Here is a 20,262-nt window from a genome sequence, read left to right as displayed (position 1 = left end):
GCCAGCGTTTCAAATTCCAGTCCATCGACGCTTCCAACAATTTGAATTATTCTCTGTCCACGACCTCAAATGCATGGCGGAAGATTTCGTCAGGGATTTGCCGGTATTGTGTGCGGTCGGTGTAGGATTTGCTCAGCCTCAATCGTCCTCGGACGAAAGCGCTGCAGGTCTTTGTCAGTGCATGACCGCGTAGGAGTGTTTCATGGCGCCCAGGGCAAGTTGGAAAGGTTACCTCAAACTCAGCCTCGTGAGCTGTCCGGTGCGGTTGTATCCCGCCACCAGCGCCAGCGAGCGCATCTCGTTCAACCAGTTGCACAAGAAGACCCATAACCGCATCAACATGAAGCCGGTCGACCCCGAACTAGGGCTCGTCGAGCGTGCTGATCTGGTCAAGGGTTACGAATACGAGGACAAGCAGTACATCATCATCGATGATGCAGACCTCGACGCGGTGCGCATCGAATCCAATCACACGATGAACATCGAGGCCTTCGTCGACGAGGACGAGGTCGACGTCATCTACCAGGACGCGCCCTACTACATGGCGCCCGACGGCGCGATGGCGGAAGAGACCTTCGCCGTGCTGCGCGAAGCGATGCGCAAATCCGGCAAGCTCGCCATCGCCCGCCTTGTGCTGTCGAGCCGCGAGCGCGTGGTGACGATCGGCGCGCGCGAGAACGGCATGTTCGTGTGCACCTTGAGGAACCCGAACGAAGTGCGCGGGACGGCTGAATATTTTGGCAATATTCCAGCTGGCAAGCCCGACCCCGAAATGCTGCAGCTCGCCGAAGCGCTGATCAAGCAGAAGGAAACCACCTTCGATCCGAAGAATTATGAGGACCGCTACGAGGCGGCACTCATGATGATGATCCGCGAGAAGCTGAAAGGCCACAAGCCGATCATTGCGGCGGCACCGGAGCGCGGCAATGTCATCAACCTGATGGATGCGCTGAAGGCGAGCCTGTCGCAATCGAAGCCGCCGGCCAAGTCGAAGAGCAAGGCCGACGAGGTTGCCAAGCCAGCTGCAAAGAAAGCGGCAGCGGGTGGTGCTGCTGAAAATCCGCTGAAGGCCAATCTGCTGAAGGCGGTCGGCAAGAGCAAGAAATGACGGCACCGGCCGGCGCTGTTTTCGGCACCATCGGCGCGCTGGCGGCGTTTCCGCTCAGACTGGCCGCGCGTGAAGTCGAACGCCAGCACGGCCAGCTGCGGCGCGGCGTCACCAGGCGCACCACGCATGTCGTGTGCGGCCGCACGCTGCTCGCTAAGGCCGGGCTCTCCAGGAACGGCGATGCCGAGATCGAGCGCCGTGTCGCCGCCGAGCGCGGGGCCGGGCACAAGCTCCTCAGCGAGAACGGATTCCTGCGCCTGCTTGGGCTGATGAAGGCACCGGAGGCGTCTTCGCTGTCGCGGCAATCGCTGATCGAGCAATCGCGGCTATCCGGCGCCGAGCTCGATTTGTTGTCACTGTTCGATGCGTTCGAGCATGACGCAGAACCCTATTCCTTCCGCGACCTGATCCTGGCGCGCAAATATGCAGGGCTCGTCGCCGGCGGCGCGACATGGGGGGCGATCGCGCGCTCCGTCCACCGCTCCGGCCCGGTGGCGTCGCTGACCGCCAAGTCGCTCAATGTCGGCTCGCAGCATGGGCGCGCCGATGCGATCTATCTCGAAGGCGGCCAGAGCGAACTCGACGGACAGCTTCTGTTCGATTTGGGCAGCGCCGGTTCGGCAGGCGACGACACACTGGAAGAGTTGTTTGCCGAGGCCGAAGCGGCGGAGGAGGGTGGCGACCATGATGGGGCAGCCGCACTCTACCAGCGCTGTCTCGCCATCGATCCGAGTGATGCGATCGCCGCCTTCAACCGCGCCAACTGCCTGCGCGCGGGCGGCCACGCGGCGGACGCCGCGCATGCCTATATCAATGCGATAAAACTCGATCCGACCTTCGTCGAGGCCTGGTTCAACCTCGCTGGGCTGATGAGCGAGCAGGGCCGCGAGGCCTCGGCGCGAAGGCACCTGCAGAAAGCGATCGCGCTCGACAAAAACTATGCCGATCCGGTGTTCAACCTCGCCCGGCTCGAATTCGACGCCGGCGATCTGCCGGAGGCGCGGCGGCTGTGGGTGCGCTATCTCGAACTCGATGCGGAGTCCGAGTGGTCGCGGATGGCGGCCAAGGGCGTGCAGTTCGTGGATCTGCAGTTGGCGCGTACGGCGGGGTGAGGGATGATTAGCGATGACAGCCGATCTCCCCCCTTGTGGGGGAGATGCCCGGCAGGGCAGAGGGGGGCGCTGTCCCGCCAACAGATCGGCCAATTTCGGAGCGTTTTCCCGCACGCAAGCTTGACCGAAGGCTGGCATTTCTTCACGCCCCCTCTGCTCTGCCGGGCATCTCCCTCACGAGGGGGAAGAGTGGCAGCGTCGCCGTCGCGCAGGACATCAGACCATGACCACCTTTCTCTTCGACGGTCCCGACAGTGCCCCGGTCACCATCCTGCTCGCCCATGGCGCGGGCGCGGCGATGGATTCTCCCTCGATGACCGCCACCGCCAAGGCGCTGGCCGAAGCCGGCTTCCAGGTCGCCCGCTTCGAGTTCCACTATATGGCTGCCCGCCGCTATGGCCACCGCAAGCCGCCGCCGCGGGCCGAGACGGTCAACCCGGAATATATCAAGGCGATAGCCGACCTCAGGGCGAAGGGCGTGACCGGCGCGCTCGTCATCGGCGGCAAGTCGATGGGCGGGCGCGTCGCCTCGATGGTCGCCGACGAGATGTTTGCCAAGGGCGAGATTTCAGGGCTGGTCTGCCTCGGCTATCCCTTCCATCCGCCGGCCAAGCCCGAGCAATTGCGGACCAAACACCTCGCCGATCTGAAGACGCCGACGCTGATCTTCCAGGGCACCCGCGACGAGTTCGGCACCAGGGACGAGGTTGCGACTTATGACCTTTCCGATCGCATCGAAGTGATCTGGCTGGAGGACGGTGACCACGATCTCAAGCCTCGCAAGAGTGTTTCGGGGTTTTCGACCGCCGATCATCTGAAGACGCTGGCCGGGACGGTCAAGGCGTGGTCGGGTCGGGTCGCTTCCTGAAGCGATGAAGATCGCCTCCTTCAACATCAACAACATCAACAGCCGGCTTGAAAACCTGCTGGCATGGCTGGCTGTGGCAAAGCCCGATGTCGTGTGCCTGCAGGAGTTGAAGGCACGCGACATGCAGTTTCCGCGCTCGGCATTGGCGGCGGCCGGCTATGGCGCGGTGTGGAAGGGCGAGCCGACCTGGAACGGCGTTGCCATCCTGGCGCGGAGTGCCGAGCCCGTGTTGACCCGCGATGCCTTGCCCGGCGACGAAGCCGACAGGCAGAGCCGCTACATCGAGGCGGCGGTGAATGGCATTGTCGTCGCTTGCCTCTATGCGCCGAACGGCAATCCCCAGCCCGGCCCGAAATTCGCCTACAAGCTCGCCTGGCACGCGCGGCTGGAGGCGCATGCCGAACAGTTGCTCGACACCGGCCTGCCGGTGGTGCTGGCCGGCGACTACAACATCGTGCCCGAGCCGCGCGATATCTACGCCACCCGCTCCTATGACGACAACGCGCTGGTGCAGCCGGAAAGCCGGGCGTCGTTCCGGCGCCTGCTCGACCAGGGTTGGCTTGATGCCCTGCGCAAGAAGCATCCGAAGGAAACGCTTTACACATTCTGGGACTATCGCCGCAACCGCTGGCCGCGCGATGCGGGCCTCCGGCTCGATCACATCCTGCTGTCGAAGAAACTGGCACGCCGCCTGACCGCCGCCGGCATCGACCGCGACGTGCGCGGCGAGGACGGTGCCAGCGACCATGCGCCGGTGTGGGTGGAATTGAAGTAAGGCGACTGCTTTCATGCGTCGCGCTTGAACGGATCCATGCAACGCGCTTTAAGTCTTTTGTCTTGATGCATGTCGCTGTCCCAAACCCGGGTTCGCTTTTGGCCGACATGCAATAACCTGTCGGCAAAGTATTCCAACGCAGCCGGATCGCCCATGAACGCAATCCTCCACGAGATCTGTGAAACGAGGCTCCATGCCTGACTTGGGCGCTGTCGAGATACTGTTCGCCGCCATTGTGGTGCTTGCGGCAGCTGTCGTGTCCTGGCGGCTGTGGCGGAAGCGCAGCCGCCGCAAGGGACGGCGGCTGACCAATCCGGCTGCCGACTATGCCGCCCGCACCGACTGGAGCGGCCGCGGGGGCATGCTCAATTACTCGTCCTTCGTCTATTTCGATGTCGATCGCGACGGCAAATACGGCGCCGGAGACCGGCCGATGGCCGGGATCATGGTGCGGCTGTATGACGAAGCCGGCAAGCTCGCCGCGTCCGCGCGCACCAACAATGCCGGCTTTGCCAATTTCCCCATGTCGGTGAAAAGCAGAAAGGCCGTGATCCGCAAGCCGGGCAACTGGCGCTTTGTGGTTTCGGTGCCGCCCGGCTGGCAGGCGAAAAGCGAAAACGACATTCAGTCCCGACACTTCCTGCCGCTGCCGGGTTCGCCGGCCGGGATGGTATCACAGGAGATGCTGCTGCCGGTCGGTCTGGCGCCGCCGCGCCGCGTCAGCGGGCGCGTTGCCGGCGATGGACCTGCGACCGTCTCCGTGTCGGGGGACGGGCACGTCCTGGAGACGCGGACACTGGCGCCGGGTGCCGTCTTCAGCTTCGACATGGCTGAAGAAGCCGACACGGTCAGCATCAGTGGCGAAGGCTTGGAGCGGCGGCTGACGCTGTCGCCCTACTCGACGGATCTCGGCCTGCTGTCCGCGCAACGCGCCGGCATTGCCACTGATGCCGCTCTCGAAACGATCGGTTTCGACGATGTGACGTCGCGCACCTTCAGGAAAATTCCGGCCGGTCATGCCGGATTGGCGTGGCGCAACCTGAATGCGATGGCGCGCGACTACACCAAGGACAGCCAGGGCTATGTCAATGGCAACGTCTCCGGTGACCATGTGCTCTACACCAGCAGCGGGCTGCCTGCCGAATTCAGCTGCGAACGGCCGTTCGGCTTTCACTCGGTCATGCTGAGCGCCGCCTGGCTGGCGTCGGAAGGGGAGGTGGCGCTGATCGAAAGCTGGCTTGGCGAGCAGCTGATTGCAAGCGATCAGATCACGCTGTCGGCGCTGACGCCGTTGCACTATGCCCCGATGCTCAAAGCTGTAACGCGTGTTCGCCTGTCGACGAAGCACTATTGGCAAATGGTCGTGGACGACTTGGTCCTGACGCGTTGAGATTTGGAAGCGTCAGGCTCAGGCGGTGCTGGAATTATTGTGGCGTCGGATTGGAGGCGCCGTTTAACGCCGTGATCGCTGAAAGACGGCCTTTTTTCAAAAATGTCGGCTTTGCATAGGTTTTCTTCATTTTCAGACTCTCCTAAAATCCCAGCCTGATGATGCCATACTGCGGCCATCTGTCAACCATGCGAGCTGAAAGCAACAAACAATAAACCCAACAATGCGCGACAAGGGGCCAGGGTCCCTATTCTTTGTTTCGGGCCATCCCAAAACCCATTGCACCTGGAGTTTGCTCTCCAGCGCCGGCGCGATCCACCAGAGATGCGCCGGATTAAAGCGTGACGCTGCTCGGGGCGTTTGCCGTGACGGCGGAAAGCTTGCCCTTCTTGACGAAAGTCGGCTTCGCGTAAGTCTTCTTCATCGTGATCTCTCCTGAATCCTCGGCGAGCATGGCAGATGCGCGATATGTGTCAACCAAGCCGGGCGCCGACGGCGGCCCTCCTGGCGCTATCGGCTGGCGGCCAGCGCCTGGCCTCCGGCTCGCTCGACGGCACGGCCCGGCTATGGGGCATGGACACCGGCCACCAGATCGCGCTGTTCGACAGCAAGACCGGCCCGATCTATGCGGGCGTCCGCCGCGGTGCTGACTGGCGGCAATGATCGCACCACCCGCGACTGGCCGCCCAACGGCGGTGACGGCGTCGTGCTGTTTGCCGGCGCGTCGGAATGGGCAAATCTTGATCACCTTGTCCGCCGTGCTATGTAAAGCCCATGCCAGCATCCAGCCTCCCAGACAACGCGCCGCTCATCGTCATCGATCTCCAGACCGGTATGTTCGACGGCGTGCACGAACCGCCGATCCATGATGCGCCAGGCATAGTCGAGCGCACCAAAGCGGTGATCGACTGGGCGCGGCGCAGCGGGCGCAAGGTCGCATTTGTCAGGCATGATGGACCCGAAGGCGATCCGTTGGCACCGGATCAGCCGGGCTGGCCGGTTTGGCCCGCACTTGGCCAAGCTGCGGACGAGCCGACCTTTGCCAAATCCGTGCGCGATGCTTTCAGCAATCCCGCTTTCGGCGACTGGGTTGCCGGGCAGGGTGCGGGTGCTGTCGTGCTCCTGGGCGCGCAGACCGATTTTTGCGTGGCCGCGACGATCAAGGGCGCGATCGCCAGAGGGCTCGGCGTGACCGTGGTGTCCGATGCGCACAGCACGCTGGACAATGCCAGCGAGAGTGCCGAGCAGGTCATCATCAGGCACAATGGCGAATTCGCCGAGGCCGGCGTCAATCTGGTGACCACAAAGGCGCTTGTCGGCGGCTGAAGCCCGAACGTCGCCGCAGGCCGCATTATCAGGCAGGCCGGCTTGAGGACTTCGCGAGGGAAGACAGCGCCGGGCGCCTGCCGTGGTCGACGCGGACGGGGGGGCGCATTGTTGGGATGGCTCGGGCGCCCGCGTCAACCAGGGCGGCTCGTACCGCCGCATTAGCAACATTGCACATTGCGTGCCGCTCGAAACTTCCGCGAAAGCGGAATAGGCCGGAGCAAAAGGGCGGATTCGGCTGAGACTTTCGGCGCGCTTTCCCGGTCCGGGAGTCAAAAAGTCTGCTGGTTACTGGGAATGTCGTTCAAGGCGTTTGCCGGTGCTGCACCGGATCGGCGAGGAACGACACCGCAATCAGGTCGTCGCCATCGATCCGGCCGTGACGATCTTCCATGATGGCTGCGACCTTTTGAAAGGTTTTCATTTCGGCATCCGTCACCCTGCATCGCGCATCCGGGCCTGGAGATCGGCCAGGCGAACGCCCAAAGCAGGGGATGTCACAGCTTTGCTTATCATCTTCACTCGTCCTGATTGGAAACTGACATGGGCAACCCGCCGCCATGGCTGGCGGCGGGTTTGGGACAATTCCAAGTTCAGTCGTAGACCTTGACGATCTTGCGGGTGCCCGGATCCACCAGGACGGTGCGGTTGTCGACCACCACGTAGCGGTATTTGACGTCGGGGATCTCATGAAGCTCGACCGTGTCCGGCAACGCGCTACCAACATTCAGTTCCACGCCGGGAATCTTGACCGAAGCGAGGGGCTGCTTCTTCACATACTCGCGGATGACCGTGTCCTGTTCAGGCTGGATGACAACGTCCTGAGCGGCAACGGCGCCCACTCCGGCCAACAGCAACAGCGCCGCTGCGGCGCCCGTTAGGTGCATTTTCATACTGTTTCTCCTTGCGAGTCAGCATGACAAGATCGTCCAACGCTGACGGCAACTGAACTTGAGCCAACTGAAAATGTTCCTCAGACTGGGCTTCGGTCGGATGCTGTCTGCGACTTAAGTCTGGCCCGAGAGCGCATTGGTCTTACCGACGGGAACGGCTCTCTGTTCACGGCTGTTTGTCTCCCGGAATTCGGAGAAACAGATGGACAAAAGTGTTGGCCAAGCGCGCTGGTTGCTCGCACCGATTTTCGCGACAGCCGTTACCTTTCTGGTGATGGGAATAGTCCTTGGCTGACATGTCGTCGATCGGCGCAGCAACGTCCCTTCCTGCGCTGAGAGGGTTCGCAAGCCGCTTCGGCGCCTGGCGAACCCTCTATCTTCACCATACGCCGGCCTGCTCGTCGCTATCGTCCAGCAGTTGCTCATCCAGTTTGCCGCTCGGTTATCGGGCCGTGTGTATCGATCGAGCCGGCGGCGAAGACAAGACACGTTGATCCGTAGGCTGCTCGCTGAAGTAAAGCTAACTGCCGAGAATGAGGAACACGATGCCCACCGCCGTCAATCCAACCATGAGCACGGCAATCGCCGTTCCTGGGCCATAGCCTGTCTTGATGATGGTGGATCGGTGGGCCATCGCGGCGTTCTCCAGACACCCGGCGGTGCCGAGTTCTGCGACAAACGACAAGCGAGGCCCGATGTTCCCTCGTTGGAAGCCTCAATCGGTCACTTTGGGCTTTTGCTTTTTCCTGTAGGACCAAGGTCTTATCTGCCAAGCGCAAAGGTCCAAGGGGCCTTGTTCAGTTCCGATAATGTCCCTTGGATGTTCCGTTACTTTAGGTAAACCTGATATATTGCCTGGGCGGAAAACTTAGCTGGCCAAGCAAAATCGCCCGCGAACCGGGCATGGAAAATGTGGCTTTGGCAAGTTCAACAACAGGCAGTCATGTCTCGGGCGACGAATAGCTTACGTCTCGTCAAATCCGCCCTCTCGGGTCTGATCGTGCGTGATTGCGGCTTCTTCCTCATCATCGGGGAGGGCGTCGTCGCTGTCCTGGTACGCGTTATCGTCGTCCTCGTCCGGCAGATCGCCGTCTTTTTCGACGCCGTAACGCATGTCGCCGTTTTCCGGCGCGGACTCTGGCAGGATCTCGCCGCCCTTGATTGCATCCCAATCCTGCTGCTCGATGGTCGGCCCATCGGCCCGCGGTGCGTCATCTTCGATGTCGGCGCCTGGTTTGTTGCGAGGTGCCATGCTGGCCTCCAATCGTTGAAGAACTGGAGGCGAAACTCGGCGTGCCGGCGTTTGTTCCGGACCCGAAGTGCAAAGACCGGGCGTGTTGCTGGATTGTCGACGGCTGGCGTGTCAGCCCAGCCCCGCCAGCACCGCGGCCGCGGCCCGCACGGTTGCCAAGTTGCCTCGCAAATGGAGAACGCATTGCGGCGACTGACCCCTTACTTGCGAAGTTGCTAAAATAATGAAATGTTGTCCGCGGGAAATGAAATGAGGCAGGGACTGGTTGGAACCGGCGCGGTTTCGACGGTTTTGGAAACCATGTATTTTGGACAGTTTCTCGTAGGAATGTCAGCCACGGCCGCCATCGTCGCGGTCTGGACCTATATGACCACCGGCTCCTTCTGGGAGGCATTTGCCTGGACGATAGCGACGCTGCTTGTCCTGCAGGTCGGCTACTTCGTGCTCGTCGTGAGGCTGATCTTCAGGCGCGCACATGACATCGTGCCGAGCCAGGATCCGGTAGACGCCTTTCCGCCATTGCATCGCGACGGTGTCCAGCTTTGAGACCGGGTGACCAGGACCGATCAGGAATGGCGTTTCCATACCAGGCCGTCCACTCGAGCGCGTGCGACCGGGCAAACTCGGGGAACGTCGCCACCAGCGCGATCACGACCGACGGCAAGGTGTTTGGTCGCTGAGACGGCGCCTTCTGAGCATATCCCTGCTGGAGATTTCGGCCCAGCGTTATCATGGGAACAGGACGCATGCGCGACCGCTCCGCATTGTGCTCAGGCCGACAGGTTGGGAACAAGTGCTGATGCTTCGCGTTCTCTGGCAGTGTCGATGAGGTTGCCGCCTCCATCGGTGCCGTTATGGCTCGCTCTGCTCCCGGCGGGGCGAGCCCTTTTCGTGCCGGAGCCTTTCAAATCGTCCAGATGAAGAGGCGGATGCGCGGCCGATTTGGCGCACTGGTGCTCAGATTGAATTTTTTCCCTCTAAATATCCGTACATATCTGTGCAAGTTTTCAAACTCTTGAACGCTGTCTGCCGAACGTTTGATCAGCAACCAATCAATATCCAGTCTGCAATCGTAATATCTCCAATTCTGAAGTTACGATGGAACCGCTTGGCAGCGGTGGAGTTTTTATGGAGGGCGGAATTCAGTTATCACTAGGAGATGGCCATGAGACTTTATCTTACGAGCGCGGCGACCGCCGTCGTCCTGATGGGCGGGATTGGTGCGGCGCTGGCGGAAAACGTCGTCGTCGTCCAGCCGGAGCAGGAGACAGTCGTTCGCGAATACATCAAGAGAGAACCGCTTGCCTCGGTGAACCTTCTGGGCGTCGAGCTCAAGCTCGGCTCGTCGGTGCCGGATACGGTCGAACTGCGTGAGGTGCCCGACGTCAAATACCGCGTCGCGGTGATCAACGACCAGACGGTCCTCGTCGATCCGGAGACCCGCCAGATTGTTGAAGTGCTGCACTAGGGATCCCGCAGTACTGGACCTTGGGAAAAACCCGCCCCGAACATCGCGTCGGGGCGGGTTTCCTTTGCCGCGATCCGCGATGGCCTATTCGGCGGCCAGTCTATCCTGCGTCTTGGTCTCGAAATCGCTGGCGTCGTGGCGTTCATGCAGTTGCATGGCAGGCTCACCGAAGGCGCGGTTGACCATGCGGCCGCGCTTGACTGCCGGGCGGGCGTCGATGGCCTTCGCCCAACGCTGCACATGCTTGTACTCGTGCACCGACAGGAACTCGCCGGAATCATTGTACATGCGGCCGAGTGCCAGCCCGCCATACCAGGGCCACACCGCCATGTCGGCGATGGAATAGTCCTTGCCGCCGAGATATTCAGTCTCGGCCAACCGGCGGTCGAGCACGTCCATCTGACGCTTCACCTCCATCGAGAAGCGATCGATGGCATATTCGAACTTTTCCGGCGCATAGGCGTAGAAGTGGCCGAAGCCGCCGCCCAGATACGGCGCCGAGCCCATCTGCCAGAACAGCCAGGACAGCACCTCGGCGCGGGCCGGCTGTTCGGTCGGAAGGAATTCGCCGAACTTTTCGGCGAGATAGACCAGGATCGAGCCGGATTCGAAGATGCGCACCGGTGTGGTGCCACTGTGGTCCATCAGGGCCGGAATCTTGGAGTTTGGATTGACCTCGACGAAGCCGCTGCCGAACTGGTCGCCATCGTTGATCCGGATCAGCCAGGCATCGTATTCGGCACCCTTGTGGCCGCGCGCCAGAAGCTCTTCCAGCATGACGGTGACCTTGACGCCGTTCGGCGTCGCCAGCGAATAGAGCTGCAACGGATGCTTGCCGACAGGCAGTTCCTTGTCATGCGTCGGCCCGGCGATCGGCCGGTTGATGCTGGCAAAGGCTCCGCCGCTCGGCTTGTTCCAGGTCCATACTTTCGGCGGTGTGTAGTCGGTCATTTCGTGGCCTCGTGTCGGGGAAGGATGGCAGGTCGCCATTAACTAGGGCTGCGGATGTGTAAGTTCAACTTGCGTTGAACTATTATCGCTGCCCGCAGTGCCAACATCGGCAATTGGGTTCTTCCTTACCCTTGCGCCTTCTCCTGCGTGGCATACCTATAGAAGATGTCGCCAAAGCCCACCCAGGACAAAAGCATGACCATCAATCCCAATCCGCGCTCGGTCGTTGCCGTGCGGGCCACTGTTCCCGAAGATGCCTTTACGGCCGGGGCGCTCGGCACGCTCAGGGAAGGCAGCGGCGTCGTCATTCGCAATGACGGGCTGGTGCTGACCATCGGCTATCTCATCACCGAAGCGGAAGAGGTCTGGCTGACCAGCCATGACGGCCGCGTCATCCCCGCGCACGCGCTGGCCTATGACCAGGAATCGGGCTTCGGCCTGGTGCAGGCGCTGGCGCCGCTCGGCCTGCCGGCGGTGGCGCTGGGCGATGCCGGCAAGGCCAGGATCGGCGACGCCGTGGTGCTGGCCGACGGCATCGGCCAGTCGGTGCAGGCCAGGATTGTCACCAAGCAGGAATTCGCCGGCTATTGGGAGTATCTGCTCGACGAGGCGATCTTCATTGCGCCGGCGCACCCGTCCTGGGGCGGTGCCGGGCTGTTCGGCGCCGATGGCTCGCTGCTCGGCATCGGTTCGCTGCGCCTGCAGATGAGCCGCAATGGCGAGGTCGCCGACATCAACATGGTGGTGCCGATCGATCTGTTGCCGCCCATACTCGACGATCTCCTGACGCGCGGCCAGGTGGCCAAGCCGCCGCGGCCATGGCTCGGCGCGCTGTCGGCCGAAAGCGATGGCAGAGTGGTGGTGATGAGCGTGACCGAAGGCGGTCCGGCGGCCAAGGCTGGCCTGCGCCAGGGCGACATCATCTCGGACATCCGCGACGGCGCGGTCGATGGACTCGCCGATTTCTATCGCAAGCTGTGGGAGAGCGGCTCGGCCGGTGCCGAGATTCCGATGCGGGTGCTGCGCGACGGCCGCGAAACCTGGCTGCGCATCAAGTCCGCCGACCGCGGCAGTTTTCTGAAGAAGCCGCAGCTGCAATAGCGCGTCAGCCACGCGATGCATCCAAGACTGCTCAAAACCTTCCTTGCGGTGGCGCGGAGCCGCAACATCACACGCGCCGCAGAAGTGGTCAACCTCGCGCAATCGAGCGTCAGCGACCAGATCCTGGCGCTCGAGGCCGAGCTTGGCGCTGCCCTGTTCACGCGCGCGAAGTCCGGTCTCGAGCTGACGCCGGCAGGCCTAGCGCTGAAGCCCATCGCCGAGGATTTGTTGCGGCTCGACGGCGAGGCGCGCGCGGCCGTGCAGGCAGCGGTAGGTTCGACAAGCGGGCACCTGACCATCGGCGCGCTGGAGACGATCGCGTCGGCCAGGCTGGCGCCTTGGCTGCCCGGGTTCCAGGCCGGCCATCCCGACATCACCGTGCGGATGAAGGTGGCGGGCAGCGGCGCGCTGCTGCGCCAATTGGAGGATGGCGACATCGATGTCGCGTTCTGCTTCGACCGCCGTGATTTCGCGAAGGGCGCGTCGGATAAACACTTCGCCAGGCGCACGATAGCAGCCGAACCGCTGGTGCTGGTCGCGGCTCCGGGGCAGGGCAGCGTGCCAGGCGACCTTGCCGCGCTTGGCGAACTGCAGTTCGTGGCAACGGAGCCCGGATGTATCTACCGACACATGTTCGACACGGCCTTTGCCGAGGCGGGCGCTGCCGCACCCAGACTTGCCAACGAGGTCGGCAGCATCGGCGCCATTGCGCGGCTGGTGGCGGCCGGCGCGGGGCTCGCCCTCGTTCCACGCCTGGCCGTCACGGATGCGCTCGCACGCGGCGACATCGTCGAAATGCGATGGCCCGGCCAGATGCGGACAGCGCCGCTGGTGATGATCTGGCGCCGCCGGCGCGTCCAGCTGCCGGCGCTTAAGCAATTGCTCACTGCCGCGCGCGACACGCTGGTGCCGGCCCTGCAGCCCGCCAAGGCTGGTTCAGGACTTGAATCGTCGAACCGCTCCAAGGCCTTGTTTGCAAACAACCCCTGACGGAAGCAGCGGCGGTTCAGATCAGGCGGTGGCCGCCCTCGACATGCAGCGTCGTTCCCGTGGTAAAGCCATTGCCGATCAGGAAGGCGATGGCGTCGGCGATATCATCGGGTTGGCCAATCCGCCCGACCGGCAGCCGCTTGGCCATCGCGGCCAACGTCTCGTCCTTCCTGTCGCCGGCCACTTGCGCCCAGATCGTGGTGTCGACCCAGCCGGGTGACACGGCATTGACGCGGATCGGCGCCAACTCGACCGCCAGCGCCCGCACGAGGCCTTCGAGCGCTGCGTTGACAGCAGCAACGACGGAGCCGCGTGCGGCTGGGCGATAGGCGGCGATACCGGAGACGAAGGTCATGGAGCCGGATGCTGCCAGCCGCGGCGCACCGTGCTTGGCGAGCAGCAGCGGGCCATACAGCTTGCTCTCCACCACCTTTTGCGCCGCCATCAGGTCAAGCTCCGGCAGCAGCCGGTAGGCGCCTTCGATGTCGGCTGCGGTGCAGACGATGTGGTCGAGTCCGCCAATCGCTGCGAACAGCGCCGAGACCTGGTCTTCGCGCGCGATGTCGACGACGGCCGTCTCCAGCCCGGCGGGATTGCCGAGCGCCTCGCGCGCCTGCCGCAGCCGGTCTTGGCCGCGCCCGGCGATGATCACCTTGGCTCCGGCCTCGATGCAGCGCCTGGCCAGCGCCAGGCCCATGCCGGAGCCGCCGCCGACGATCAGGATTTTCTGGTTCGAGATGTTCATATCGCTCTGCCTTTGCTTGGATGGACAAGGGCAGGAATTGGCAGTTCGGCGCGACAGAAGGAAACGGAAGAAACCGATAGTGCCATCGGAAAGGCCGATGGAGCAGGGCGGACGAGCGCCGTCTCTGGCTCAGCGCACCAGCGGACTTTCCCAGACGACAAACAGCAGAGCTTTCAGCTGGGCAAAGCGCTCCTGCCCAAGTTCGGTGCGCCATTCCTCCTCGATGTCGTGCAGGATATCGACCATTTTCCAGAACGCGGCATGACCGCGTTCCGTGGACCGTACGACGCGCGCACCGCCATCGCCGGGAATGTCGGAGCGGACGAGGTAGCCGTACCCTTCGAGACTGCTGAGCAGCTGGTTGATGGCCTGTTTGCTCATGCCGGCACGCTCGGCGATGGTGCCGGGCCGCGCGCCGTCCGGTCCGGGAAACTGCAACACCGCCATGTGCGGCAGGCGCAATTCGTCGAAACCGGCGGCGTTGAGCTCCTTGATCAGCCGCCGCTGGATCGCTTGTGCCGGCACGCGCAGCAGGGCGCCGATCAGCAGGTTCTCGGTCTTGGTCTGTAGAACTTCCGTTGAGGTGGGCATTGACGATCCGGTAAATTGAGTTTACTGATAGCGAGTAAATGTAATTTACCGGAGGGGTTTGCGCAATGTCGGTCATGAATCTTCAGGTCAATCCAGCCAATGAGACCATCGGCGACAAGGGGCTGTCGATTCGCTTCCTGGTGACGGGCGACAGTTCGAACGGCAGCATCGCCGCCTTTGAGTTGAGGGTTGCCAGCGGACTGCGCCTGCTGGCGCCGGCGCACAGCCATGATCACTACGAAGAGACGATCTACGGCATTGAAGGGGTGCTGACCTGGACCGTCGACGGCAAGCCGATCGAGGTCGGACCGGGAGAAGCGCTGTGCATCCCGCGTGGCGCGGTCCATCGCTTCGACAACAATGGCAGCGCGGATGCGAAAGCGCTGTGCGTCGTCACACCAGCGGCGATCGGTCCGGACTATTTCCGCGAGATATTCGCCATGTTCCACGCCGCCGCCGGCGGTCCGCCGGACAAGGCTGGGATGATGGACATCATGCGCCGCCACGGGCTGACGCCGGCAGCGCCGCCGCCAAGCTGAAGTCGGTCGAAGAGGCGTCGATCACGCGCCGCAAGCGCTGAAGGTGGTGCCGGGGTTCCAGTCCTTGAAGGCGATGGTCTGGCCTTCGACCGAGACGGTCCTGTGCTTGGTGCTGCCGTCCGGCTGCTTTTCGCTGCTGGTGCCTTTGCCGGTCAGCACATTGTACTCGCAGGCGCTTTCGGCATTCTCCTTCAAATAGTCATAGTGGTCATAGGCGAAGCCGGCGACGATGAAGGCATCATTGCGCCAGGCGATGGTCAGCGTCATGTCGGTCCGTTCGCTGCCGATCTCCATCGCTGGCAGGTAGAATTTGATCGAGCCGTTGGGCAGCATCGTCAGTTCCGGCTCGGTGTCGGAGTTCTCGTAGCCCGCCCGCTCGTAGCCGTTCCATTCCCCTTGGATCTGCTCGTGCACGATCTCGACGGGTTTGAGGTAATTGTGCTCCTTGTCCCTGAGGAAGAAGTGGACGTCCATCGGATGGCCGGGTTCGGTCTCCACCACCATGGCAAGATCGACGGCGCCGTCGCCATTGAAATCGCCAGTCACAGCCGTGATGATCTTCCGGGTTTCGATCGGCTCGGCGAGGGTGGCCGTGGGGAGAAACAACACAAAGGCGAGCAACAGAGATTTCATGGCGTATTCCCCCGGGAGCGAGACGGCGTGCCCGAGCACGAGCATGGCAGGTATTCCGGGACTTTCTACAGGGGGCGGGAAGAAAAATGTTCGGGCCGAGGGGCGCGAAGGAACGCCGTCCGCGCCTGCCAAGTCTGCTGCCGGAAACTGACAGCAATTCATGCCACGATGCTGGCCAATGACGATGGGCATGATGCCGGAGGCAGGACGACAGTGAGAGCGATGACGCGAGCGGCAACAGCATCGAACGGACAGGCCGACTGATGGCGCCGATCAAGGTCGATCCCGACAAGGTTCATGAATTTGCGGATCCTGCCGGCTTCTACGCCTGGCTGAGCAAGCACCACGCCACGGAAACCGAAGTCTGGATCAAGGTGCACAAGGTGGGGTCGGGATTGAAATCGATCACCCCCAAGCAAGCCATCGACGTGGTGCTGTGCTTCGGCTGGATCGATGCGGTGCGCAAAGGGTTGGACGACAAGAGCTTCCTGCAGCGCTACACGCCGCGCGGCAGGAAGAGCATCTGGAGCCTGATCAACATCGACAATGTGGCGCGGCTGGTCGAGGAGGGCCGCATGACCGAGCATGGGCTCAAACAGGTCGAGACGGCCAAGGCCGACGGGCGCTGGGCGCGCGCCTATGGCAGCGGCAAGGAGATGAAAATTCCCGATGATTTGCAAGCAGCCATAAACGCCGAACCCGCTGCGAAGGCGATGTTTGAAAAACTCAACGCGCAAAACCGCTTCGCGCTCGCCTTCCGCATTCACAACATGAAGACCGAGGCCGGGCGCAAGAGGAAGATCGAAGCGTTTGTGGCAATGCTGAAGCGCGGTGAGACGATCCATCCGCAAGGCAGGAAGTGAGGGTTTGGCGCGAATTCGTCTTCGGCGCCGCAAGCCTGTCCTCACGGGATCCCTCGTTGCGCGAAGCGCTTCAGGATTTGAATCGCGAAATTGTTCCAACTGCTTGTTTTCGCGCAATTCGGGGTCGGCGTGGCGCGGCCGCTTCAGCAACGACATCGCCGGTGGACGGAGGAGGGCACGGCGGCTACCCTTCGAAAGCCGCGACGATCGAGCGGCGGACCGGTCGCTGGGAGTCGTTGCCGTTGAGAAGAGTTGCTTCGTGGACGATGGCGCTGGGTCTCATTGTCATCGTCGCGTGTGTGGGAGCCGGGGTCACGCTTGCCCAGACTTCGCCCGATCAGACTTCTCCCGACCTGGCTTCCCCCTCGGCCTCGCCGGCAAAAGAGATCTCGGTCGGGATAAAACAGGCGCCGCCTTTTGCGTTCAAGCTGCAGGACGGCAGCTGGTCGGGATTGAGCATCGACCTCTGGCAGAAAATGGCCGGGCGGCTCAACCTGCGCTTCCACTATGTCGAAGTGCCTGCCGTGCAGGACCAGATCGATGGCGTCGTCAGCGGCAGATTCGATGCGGCGATGGCCGCGATCACGGTCACGGCCGACCGCGAAAAGGCCGTCGACTTCACGCAGCCCTTCTTCACGACCGGGCTCGGCATCGCGACGCCGCTCAACAACCAGCCGTCATGGCGGCCGGTGCTGCATGCCCTGACGTCGTTCGGCTTCCTGCAGGCGGTTCTGGCGCTGGTCATCATATCGGTGGTGGTCGGCGTCCTCATCTGGATGTTCGAACGCCGGCACAATGACGATTTCGGCGGCGGCGTCGCCAAGGGACTGTTTTCCAGCATGTGGTGGTCGACCATCGCCGCGACGCAGGCCAGCACCGGTGATTTCGGCCCGCGAACCGTGCCGGGGCGCGTGCTGGCCGCGCTCTGGATGATGGGATCGATCATTGCGATCGCGGTGTTCACTGCGGGTGTCACATCGGTGCTGACGGTGACGCAGATGGAAGGCATGGTGCAGGGCGAAAGCGATCTCGCCGCGGTCAGGGTCGGCGCGGTGCAGAGCTCGTCGACGGCGTCCTATCTGGATTCGACCCAGATCCGTCATCAGGACTTTGCCTCGATCCAGCAAGGCCTCAACGCGCTTCGCGCCGGCAAGATCGACGCGCTGGTGCACGACAAGCCGCTGCTTGGCTGGCTGGTCGGGCAGAATTACGCGACAAGCCTGCAGGTTCTCGATGCGACCTTCGACCAGCAGCAATATGCCATTGCGCTGCCGCTCGGCAGCCCGTTGCGCAAGTCTCTCGATGTCGCCCTCCTGCAGACCATCGAAAGCGATTGGTGGAAGCAGGCCGTCTTCCAGTATCTGGGCGAGAAGTAGCCGGCAGCAATTTCAGCGGTGCTATGCGCTGGAAGAACCGCCGTCGCTATCCGAGAGTGGCGGCCTGTCTTTCAGGGATGGATGGTTGCTGTCACTGGTCCAGGTCGACCGGTGTCACGCCAAGAAGTTTCAGGGCATTGGCATAGGTCCGGATGCCTTGCGCCTGCTTGCGCTCGGCACAGAACCGGTTCGCCTTGTCCTGGAGTGCCGTTGCCTCGGCGATCTGGCTCGCACTGGCACCGGGTTTGGCTTTGGTCTGGATGGCTCCGTCGAGTTGAAGACCGAGCCGGCTGCAATATTCGCTCCGGGTGACCGCCGCATCCGACTGTGCGACCGCAAGCACGGCGAGCGAAATGCCTGTCAGGGCACCCATCCATCCGGTCGAACGTCGTTGCATGTTTCGGGACCATTTCTTCGCGTTGTGCCGCAGGCCGCGTGACCGCCGCGAGGGTGGTTATGACAGGCGATGTTTTCGCGAGTTTTTCCCGGATGTTGAATCTTGTTTCTGGAGTGTGTCTGGCGGTGAAGCTGCCAATCTCCCCCACGAGGGGGGAGATCGGCGGTGTGCGGCGCTTGCGCCTCTTCCTTTGCGGCTATCCTTCGCGTAAGGCGCCGGGCAAATCGTTTCACGCAAGCAAAATTCCCCGGACACCGCATGATCAGACTTGAAAGCATCAGCAAGCAGAACGGCCGTCAGCTTGTCTTCATCGAAGCGTCGGCGTCCCTGCAGAAGGGCGAGAAGGTCGGCCTCGTCGGGCCGAACGGCGCCGGCAAGACGACGCTGTTTCGCATGATCACCGGCCAGGAGCAGCCAGACGAAGGCCAGGTGCAGGTCGATCGCGGCGTCACCATCGGCTATTTCAGCCAGGATGTCGGCGACATGGAAGGCCACAGCGCTGTCGCCGAAGTGATGAACGGCGCCGGGCCGGTCAGCGAAGTCGCGGCCGAAATGGCGGCCCTCGAGGCGGCCATGGCCGATCCCGAGCAGGCCGACCAGATGGACGAGATCATCGAAAAATATGGCGAGGCGCAGCACCGCTTCGAGGAACTCGACGGCTATGCGCTGGATGGCCGCGCCCGCGAAGTGCTGGACGGTCTCGGCTTTTCGCAGGAGATGATGGACGGCGATGTCGGAAAGCTGTCCGGCGGCTGGAAGATGCGCGTGGCGCTGGCCCGCATCCTGTTGATGCGGCCCGACGCCATGCTGCTCGACGAGCCGTCGAACCATCTCGACCTGGAGAGCCTGATCTGGCTGGAATCCTTCCTGAAGAACTATGATGGCGCGCTGTTGATGACCTCGCACGACCGCGAGTTCATGAATCGCATCGTCAACAAGGTGGTCGAGATCGACGCCGGTTCGCTGACCGCCTATTCCGGAAACTACGAATTCTACCAGCAGCAGCGGGCGATCGCCGACAGGCAGCAGCAGGCTCAGTTCGAGCGCCAGCAGGCGATGCTGGCCAAGGAGATCGCCTTCATCGAGCGCTTCAAGGCGCGCGCCTCGCATGCCGCGCAGGTGCAGAGCCGGGTGAAGAAGCTGGACAAGATCGACCGCGTCGAGCCGCCGAAGCGCCGTCAGACCGTGTCCTTCGATTTCCTGCCGGCGCCGCGCTGCGGCGAGGATGTCGTGACGCTGAAGAACGTCCACAAGGGCTATGGCAGCCGCAGCATCTATGAGGGGCTCGACTTCCAGGTCCGCCGCCGCGAGCGCTGGTGCATCATGGGCGTCAATGGCGCCGGCAAGTCGACGCTTCTGAAGCTGGTCGCCGGCGCTTCCGAGCCCGATACCGGCACGGTCGCGCGGGGCCCAAGTGTCAAGATGGGATATTTCGCCCAGCACGCCATGGAGGTGCTGGAAGGCGAGCGCACTGTGTTCCAGACACTGGAAGACGCGTTCCCCCAGGCCGGCCAGGCGCCGCTCAGGGCACTCGCAGGCTGCTTCGGCTTTTCCGGCGACGAGATCGAGAAGAAATGCCGTGTGCTGTCAGGCGGCGAGAAGGCGCGGCTGGTGATGGCGCTGATGCTGTTCGACCCGCCCAACCTTTTGGTGCTGGACGAGCCGACCAACCATCTCGACATCGCCACCAAGGAGATGCTGATCACGGCACTTTCGCAGTACGAGGGCACCATGCTGTTCGTCTCGCACGACCGGCATTTTCTGGCGGCGCTCTCCAACCGCGTGCTGGAGCTGACGCCCGAAGGCATCCACACCTATGGCGGCGGCTATACGGAATATGTCGAGCGGACGGGGCAGGAAGCGCCGGGCCTGAGGAGCTAACGG

General features: G+C 62.7%; 25 protein-coding genes. 16 read left to right on the top strand and 9 right to left on the bottom strand.

The window, feature by feature from the left end; all coding sequences use genetic code 11:
• The 6 genes from LB519_RS29935 to LB519_RS29910 all read left to right on the top strand — a co-directional run.
• Window positions 1-193, top strand: a 193-nt coding sequence (locus tag LB519_RS29935; protein WP_224621843.1) for a hypothetical protein, incomplete at its 5' end; no start/stop codon positions are given.
• Between the two features lie 9 nt (window positions 194-202).
• Window positions 203-1,108, top strand: coding sequence for a Ku protein (locus LB519_RS29930; protein WP_013530615.1), 906 nt, complete (start codon window positions 203-205; stop codon window positions 1,106-1,108).
• Complete coding sequence (locus tag LB519_RS29925; protein WP_224621842.1) at window positions 1,105-2,220, top strand: tetratricopeptide repeat protein; 1,116 nt, start codon at window positions 1,105-1,107, stop codon at window positions 2,218-2,220. Before LB519_RS29930 ends, LB519_RS29925 begins: the two co-directional genes overlap by 4 nt.
• A 223-nt stretch (window positions 2,221-2,443) precedes the next feature.
• The gene (locus tag LB519_RS29920) at window positions 2,444-3,088 is read left to right on the top strand and encodes an alpha/beta family hydrolase (protein WP_224621841.1); all 645 of its coding nucleotides are present in this window, start codon (window positions 2,444-2,446) and stop codon (window positions 3,086-3,088) included.
• Between the two features lie 4 nt (window positions 3,089-3,092).
• Entirely contained in the window at window positions 3,093-3,863 is a 771-nt protein-coding gene (locus LB519_RS29915) for an exodeoxyribonuclease III (protein ID WP_127365689.1), read from the top strand.
• A gap of 193 nt (window positions 3,864-4,056) precedes the next feature.
• Window positions 4,057-5,253 (top strand): hypothetical protein, encoded by a 1,197-nt coding sequence (locus LB519_RS29910; protein WP_224621840.1) that lies wholly within the window; start codon window positions 4,057-4,059, stop codon window positions 5,251-5,253.
• A gap of 34 nt (window positions 5,254-5,287) precedes the next feature.
• Here LB519_RS29910 and LB519_RS29905 read toward each other — a convergent pair whose 3' ends face one another.
• Together LB519_RS29905 and LB519_RS29900 are read right to left on the bottom strand one after the other, a co-directional pair.
• A complete protein-coding gene (locus LB519_RS29905) occupies window positions 5,288-5,383 on the bottom strand; it encodes a putative RiPP precursor (protein ID WP_127255804.1) in 96 nt (31 codons plus the stop codon).
• Window positions 5,384-5,587: 204 nt separating this feature from the next.
• Window positions 5,588-5,677, bottom strand: a complete 90-nt coding sequence (locus LB519_RS29900) for a hypothetical protein (RefSeq protein WP_081714185.1) — start codon at window positions 5,675-5,677, stop codon at window positions 5,588-5,590.
• Window positions 5,678-5,712: 35 nt separating this feature from the next.
• Here LB519_RS29900 and LB519_RS29895 point away from each other — a divergent pair, with 35 nt between their 5' ends.
• Both LB519_RS29895 and LB519_RS29890 read left to right on the top strand, forming a co-directional pair.
• On the top strand, window positions 5,713-5,916 hold the full coding sequence (locus LB519_RS29895; protein ID WP_024501727.1) for a hypothetical protein: 204 nt from the start codon (window positions 5,713-5,715) through the stop codon (window positions 5,914-5,916).
• A gap of 111 nt (window positions 5,917-6,027) precedes the next feature.
• On the top strand, window positions 6,028-6,579 hold the full coding sequence (locus tag LB519_RS29890; RefSeq protein WP_024501726.1) for an isochorismatase family protein: 552 nt from the start codon (window positions 6,028-6,030) through the stop codon (window positions 6,577-6,579).
• Between the two features lie 593 nt (window positions 6,580-7,172).
• On the opposite strand, the gene LB519_RS29880 is transcribed toward LB519_RS29890, so the two are convergent.
• Together LB519_RS29880 and LB519_RS29875 are read right to left on the bottom strand one after the other, a co-directional pair.
• A complete protein-coding gene (locus tag LB519_RS29880; RefSeq protein WP_013530625.1) occupies window positions 7,173-7,472 on the bottom strand; it encodes a DUF1236 domain-containing protein in 300 nt (99 codons plus the stop codon).
• Between the two features lie 964 nt (window positions 7,473-8,436).
• Window positions 8,437-8,724 (bottom strand): hypothetical protein, encoded by a 288-nt coding sequence (locus tag LB519_RS29875; protein ID WP_024501725.1) that lies wholly within the window; start codon window positions 8,722-8,724, stop codon window positions 8,437-8,439.
• Between the two features lie 327 nt (window positions 8,725-9,051).
• Here LB519_RS29875 and LB519_RS29870 point away from each other — a divergent pair, with 327 nt between their 5' ends.
• On the top strand, window positions 9,052-9,270 hold the full coding sequence (locus LB519_RS29870) for an exopolysaccharide production repressor protein (protein ID WP_318011978.1): 219 nt from the start codon (window positions 9,052-9,054) through the stop codon (window positions 9,268-9,270).
• Between the two features lie 619 nt (window positions 9,271-9,889).
• Entirely contained in the window at window positions 9,890-10,192 is a 303-nt protein-coding gene (locus LB519_RS29865) for a DUF1236 domain-containing protein (RefSeq protein WP_013530629.1), read from the top strand.
• 84 nt (window positions 10,193-10,276) lie between these two features.
• Here LB519_RS29865 and yghU read toward each other — a convergent pair whose 3' ends face one another.
• Window positions 10,277-11,143 carry a glutathione-dependent disulfide-bond oxidoreductase gene (gene yghU, locus LB519_RS29860; protein ID WP_013530630.1) on the bottom strand — a complete coding sequence of 289 codons (867 nt, stop codon included), beginning with the start codon at window positions 11,141-11,143 and terminating at the stop codon, window positions 10,277-10,279.
• Between the two features lie 195 nt (window positions 11,144-11,338).
• Between yghU and LB519_RS29855 the strand changes: the two genes are divergently transcribed.
• Window positions 11,339-12,244, top strand: a complete 906-nt coding sequence (locus LB519_RS29855; protein ID WP_224621839.1) for a S1C family serine protease — start codon at window positions 11,339-11,341, stop codon at window positions 12,242-12,244.
• 15 nt (window positions 12,245-12,259) lie between these two features.
• Window positions 12,260-13,234: a LysR family transcriptional regulator gene (locus LB519_RS29850; protein WP_224621838.1), complete on the top strand. Its 975-nt coding sequence runs from the start codon at window positions 12,260-12,262 to the stop codon at window positions 13,232-13,234.
• Window positions 13,235-13,250: 16 nt separating this feature from the next.
• On the opposite strand, the gene LB519_RS29845 is transcribed toward LB519_RS29850, so the two are convergent.
• Both LB519_RS29845 and LB519_RS29840 read right to left on the bottom strand, forming a co-directional pair.
• Entirely contained in the window at window positions 13,251-13,979 is a 729-nt protein-coding gene (locus LB519_RS29845; RefSeq protein WP_224621837.1) for an SDR family oxidoreductase, read from the bottom strand.
• A 129-nt stretch (window positions 13,980-14,108) separates the two neighbouring features.
• Window positions 14,109-14,570, bottom strand: coding sequence for a MarR family winged helix-turn-helix transcriptional regulator (locus tag LB519_RS29840; protein ID WP_063172635.1), 462 nt, complete (start codon window positions 14,568-14,570; stop codon window positions 14,109-14,111).
• Between the two features lie 65 nt (window positions 14,571-14,635).
• Here LB519_RS29840 and LB519_RS29835 point away from each other — a divergent pair, with 65 nt between their 5' ends.
• Entirely contained in the window at window positions 14,636-15,109 is a 474-nt protein-coding gene (locus LB519_RS29835; protein WP_027160820.1) for a cupin domain-containing protein, read from the top strand.
• A gap of 21 nt (window positions 15,110-15,130) precedes the next feature.
• On the opposite strand, the gene LB519_RS29830 is transcribed toward LB519_RS29835, so the two are convergent.
• Window positions 15,131-15,742 (bottom strand): hypothetical protein, encoded by a 612-nt coding sequence (locus LB519_RS29830; RefSeq protein ID WP_024501719.1) that lies wholly within the window; start codon window positions 15,740-15,742, stop codon window positions 15,131-15,133.
• 263 nt (window positions 15,743-16,005) lie between these two features.
• Between LB519_RS29830 and LB519_RS29825 the strand changes: the two genes are divergently transcribed.
• Both LB519_RS29825 and LB519_RS29820 read left to right on the top strand, forming a co-directional pair.
• Window positions 16,006-16,605 carry a YdeI/OmpD-associated family protein gene (locus LB519_RS29825; RefSeq protein WP_224621836.1) on the top strand — a complete coding sequence of 200 codons (600 nt, stop codon included), beginning with the start codon at window positions 16,006-16,008 and terminating at the stop codon, window positions 16,603-16,605.
• 242 nt (window positions 16,606-16,847) lie between these two features.
• The gene (locus tag LB519_RS29820; RefSeq protein ID WP_224621835.1) at window positions 16,848-17,981 is read left to right on the top strand and encodes a transporter substrate-binding domain-containing protein; all 1,134 of its coding nucleotides are present in this window, start codon (window positions 16,848-16,850) and stop codon (window positions 17,979-17,981) included.
• A gap of 91 nt (window positions 17,982-18,072) precedes the next feature.
• Here LB519_RS29820 and LB519_RS29815 read toward each other — a convergent pair whose 3' ends face one another.
• The gene (locus LB519_RS29815) at window positions 18,073-18,354 is read right to left on the bottom strand and encodes a hypothetical protein (RefSeq protein WP_013530639.1); all 282 of its coding nucleotides are present in this window, start codon (window positions 18,352-18,354) and stop codon (window positions 18,073-18,075) included.
• Between the two features lie 282 nt (window positions 18,355-18,636).
• On the opposite strand from LB519_RS29815, the gene LB519_RS29810 reads away from it, so the two are divergent.
• Window positions 18,637-20,259 (top strand): ABC-F family ATP-binding cassette domain-containing protein, encoded by a 1,623-nt coding sequence (locus LB519_RS29810; RefSeq protein ID WP_027160816.1) that lies wholly within the window; start codon window positions 18,637-18,639, stop codon window positions 20,257-20,259.
• The last annotated feature ends 3 nt before the right edge of the window (window positions 20,260-20,262 follow it).

This window comes from Mesorhizobium sp. AD1-1, assembly GCF_020164655.1.
GTDB classification, from domain to species: Bacteria; Pseudomonadota; Alphaproteobacteria; order Rhizobiales; family Rhizobiaceae; genus Mesorhizobium; species Mesorhizobium ciceri.
Note: the sequence above shows the minus strand (reverse complement) of the source record. Positions and strands in the feature narration are given on the sequence as shown.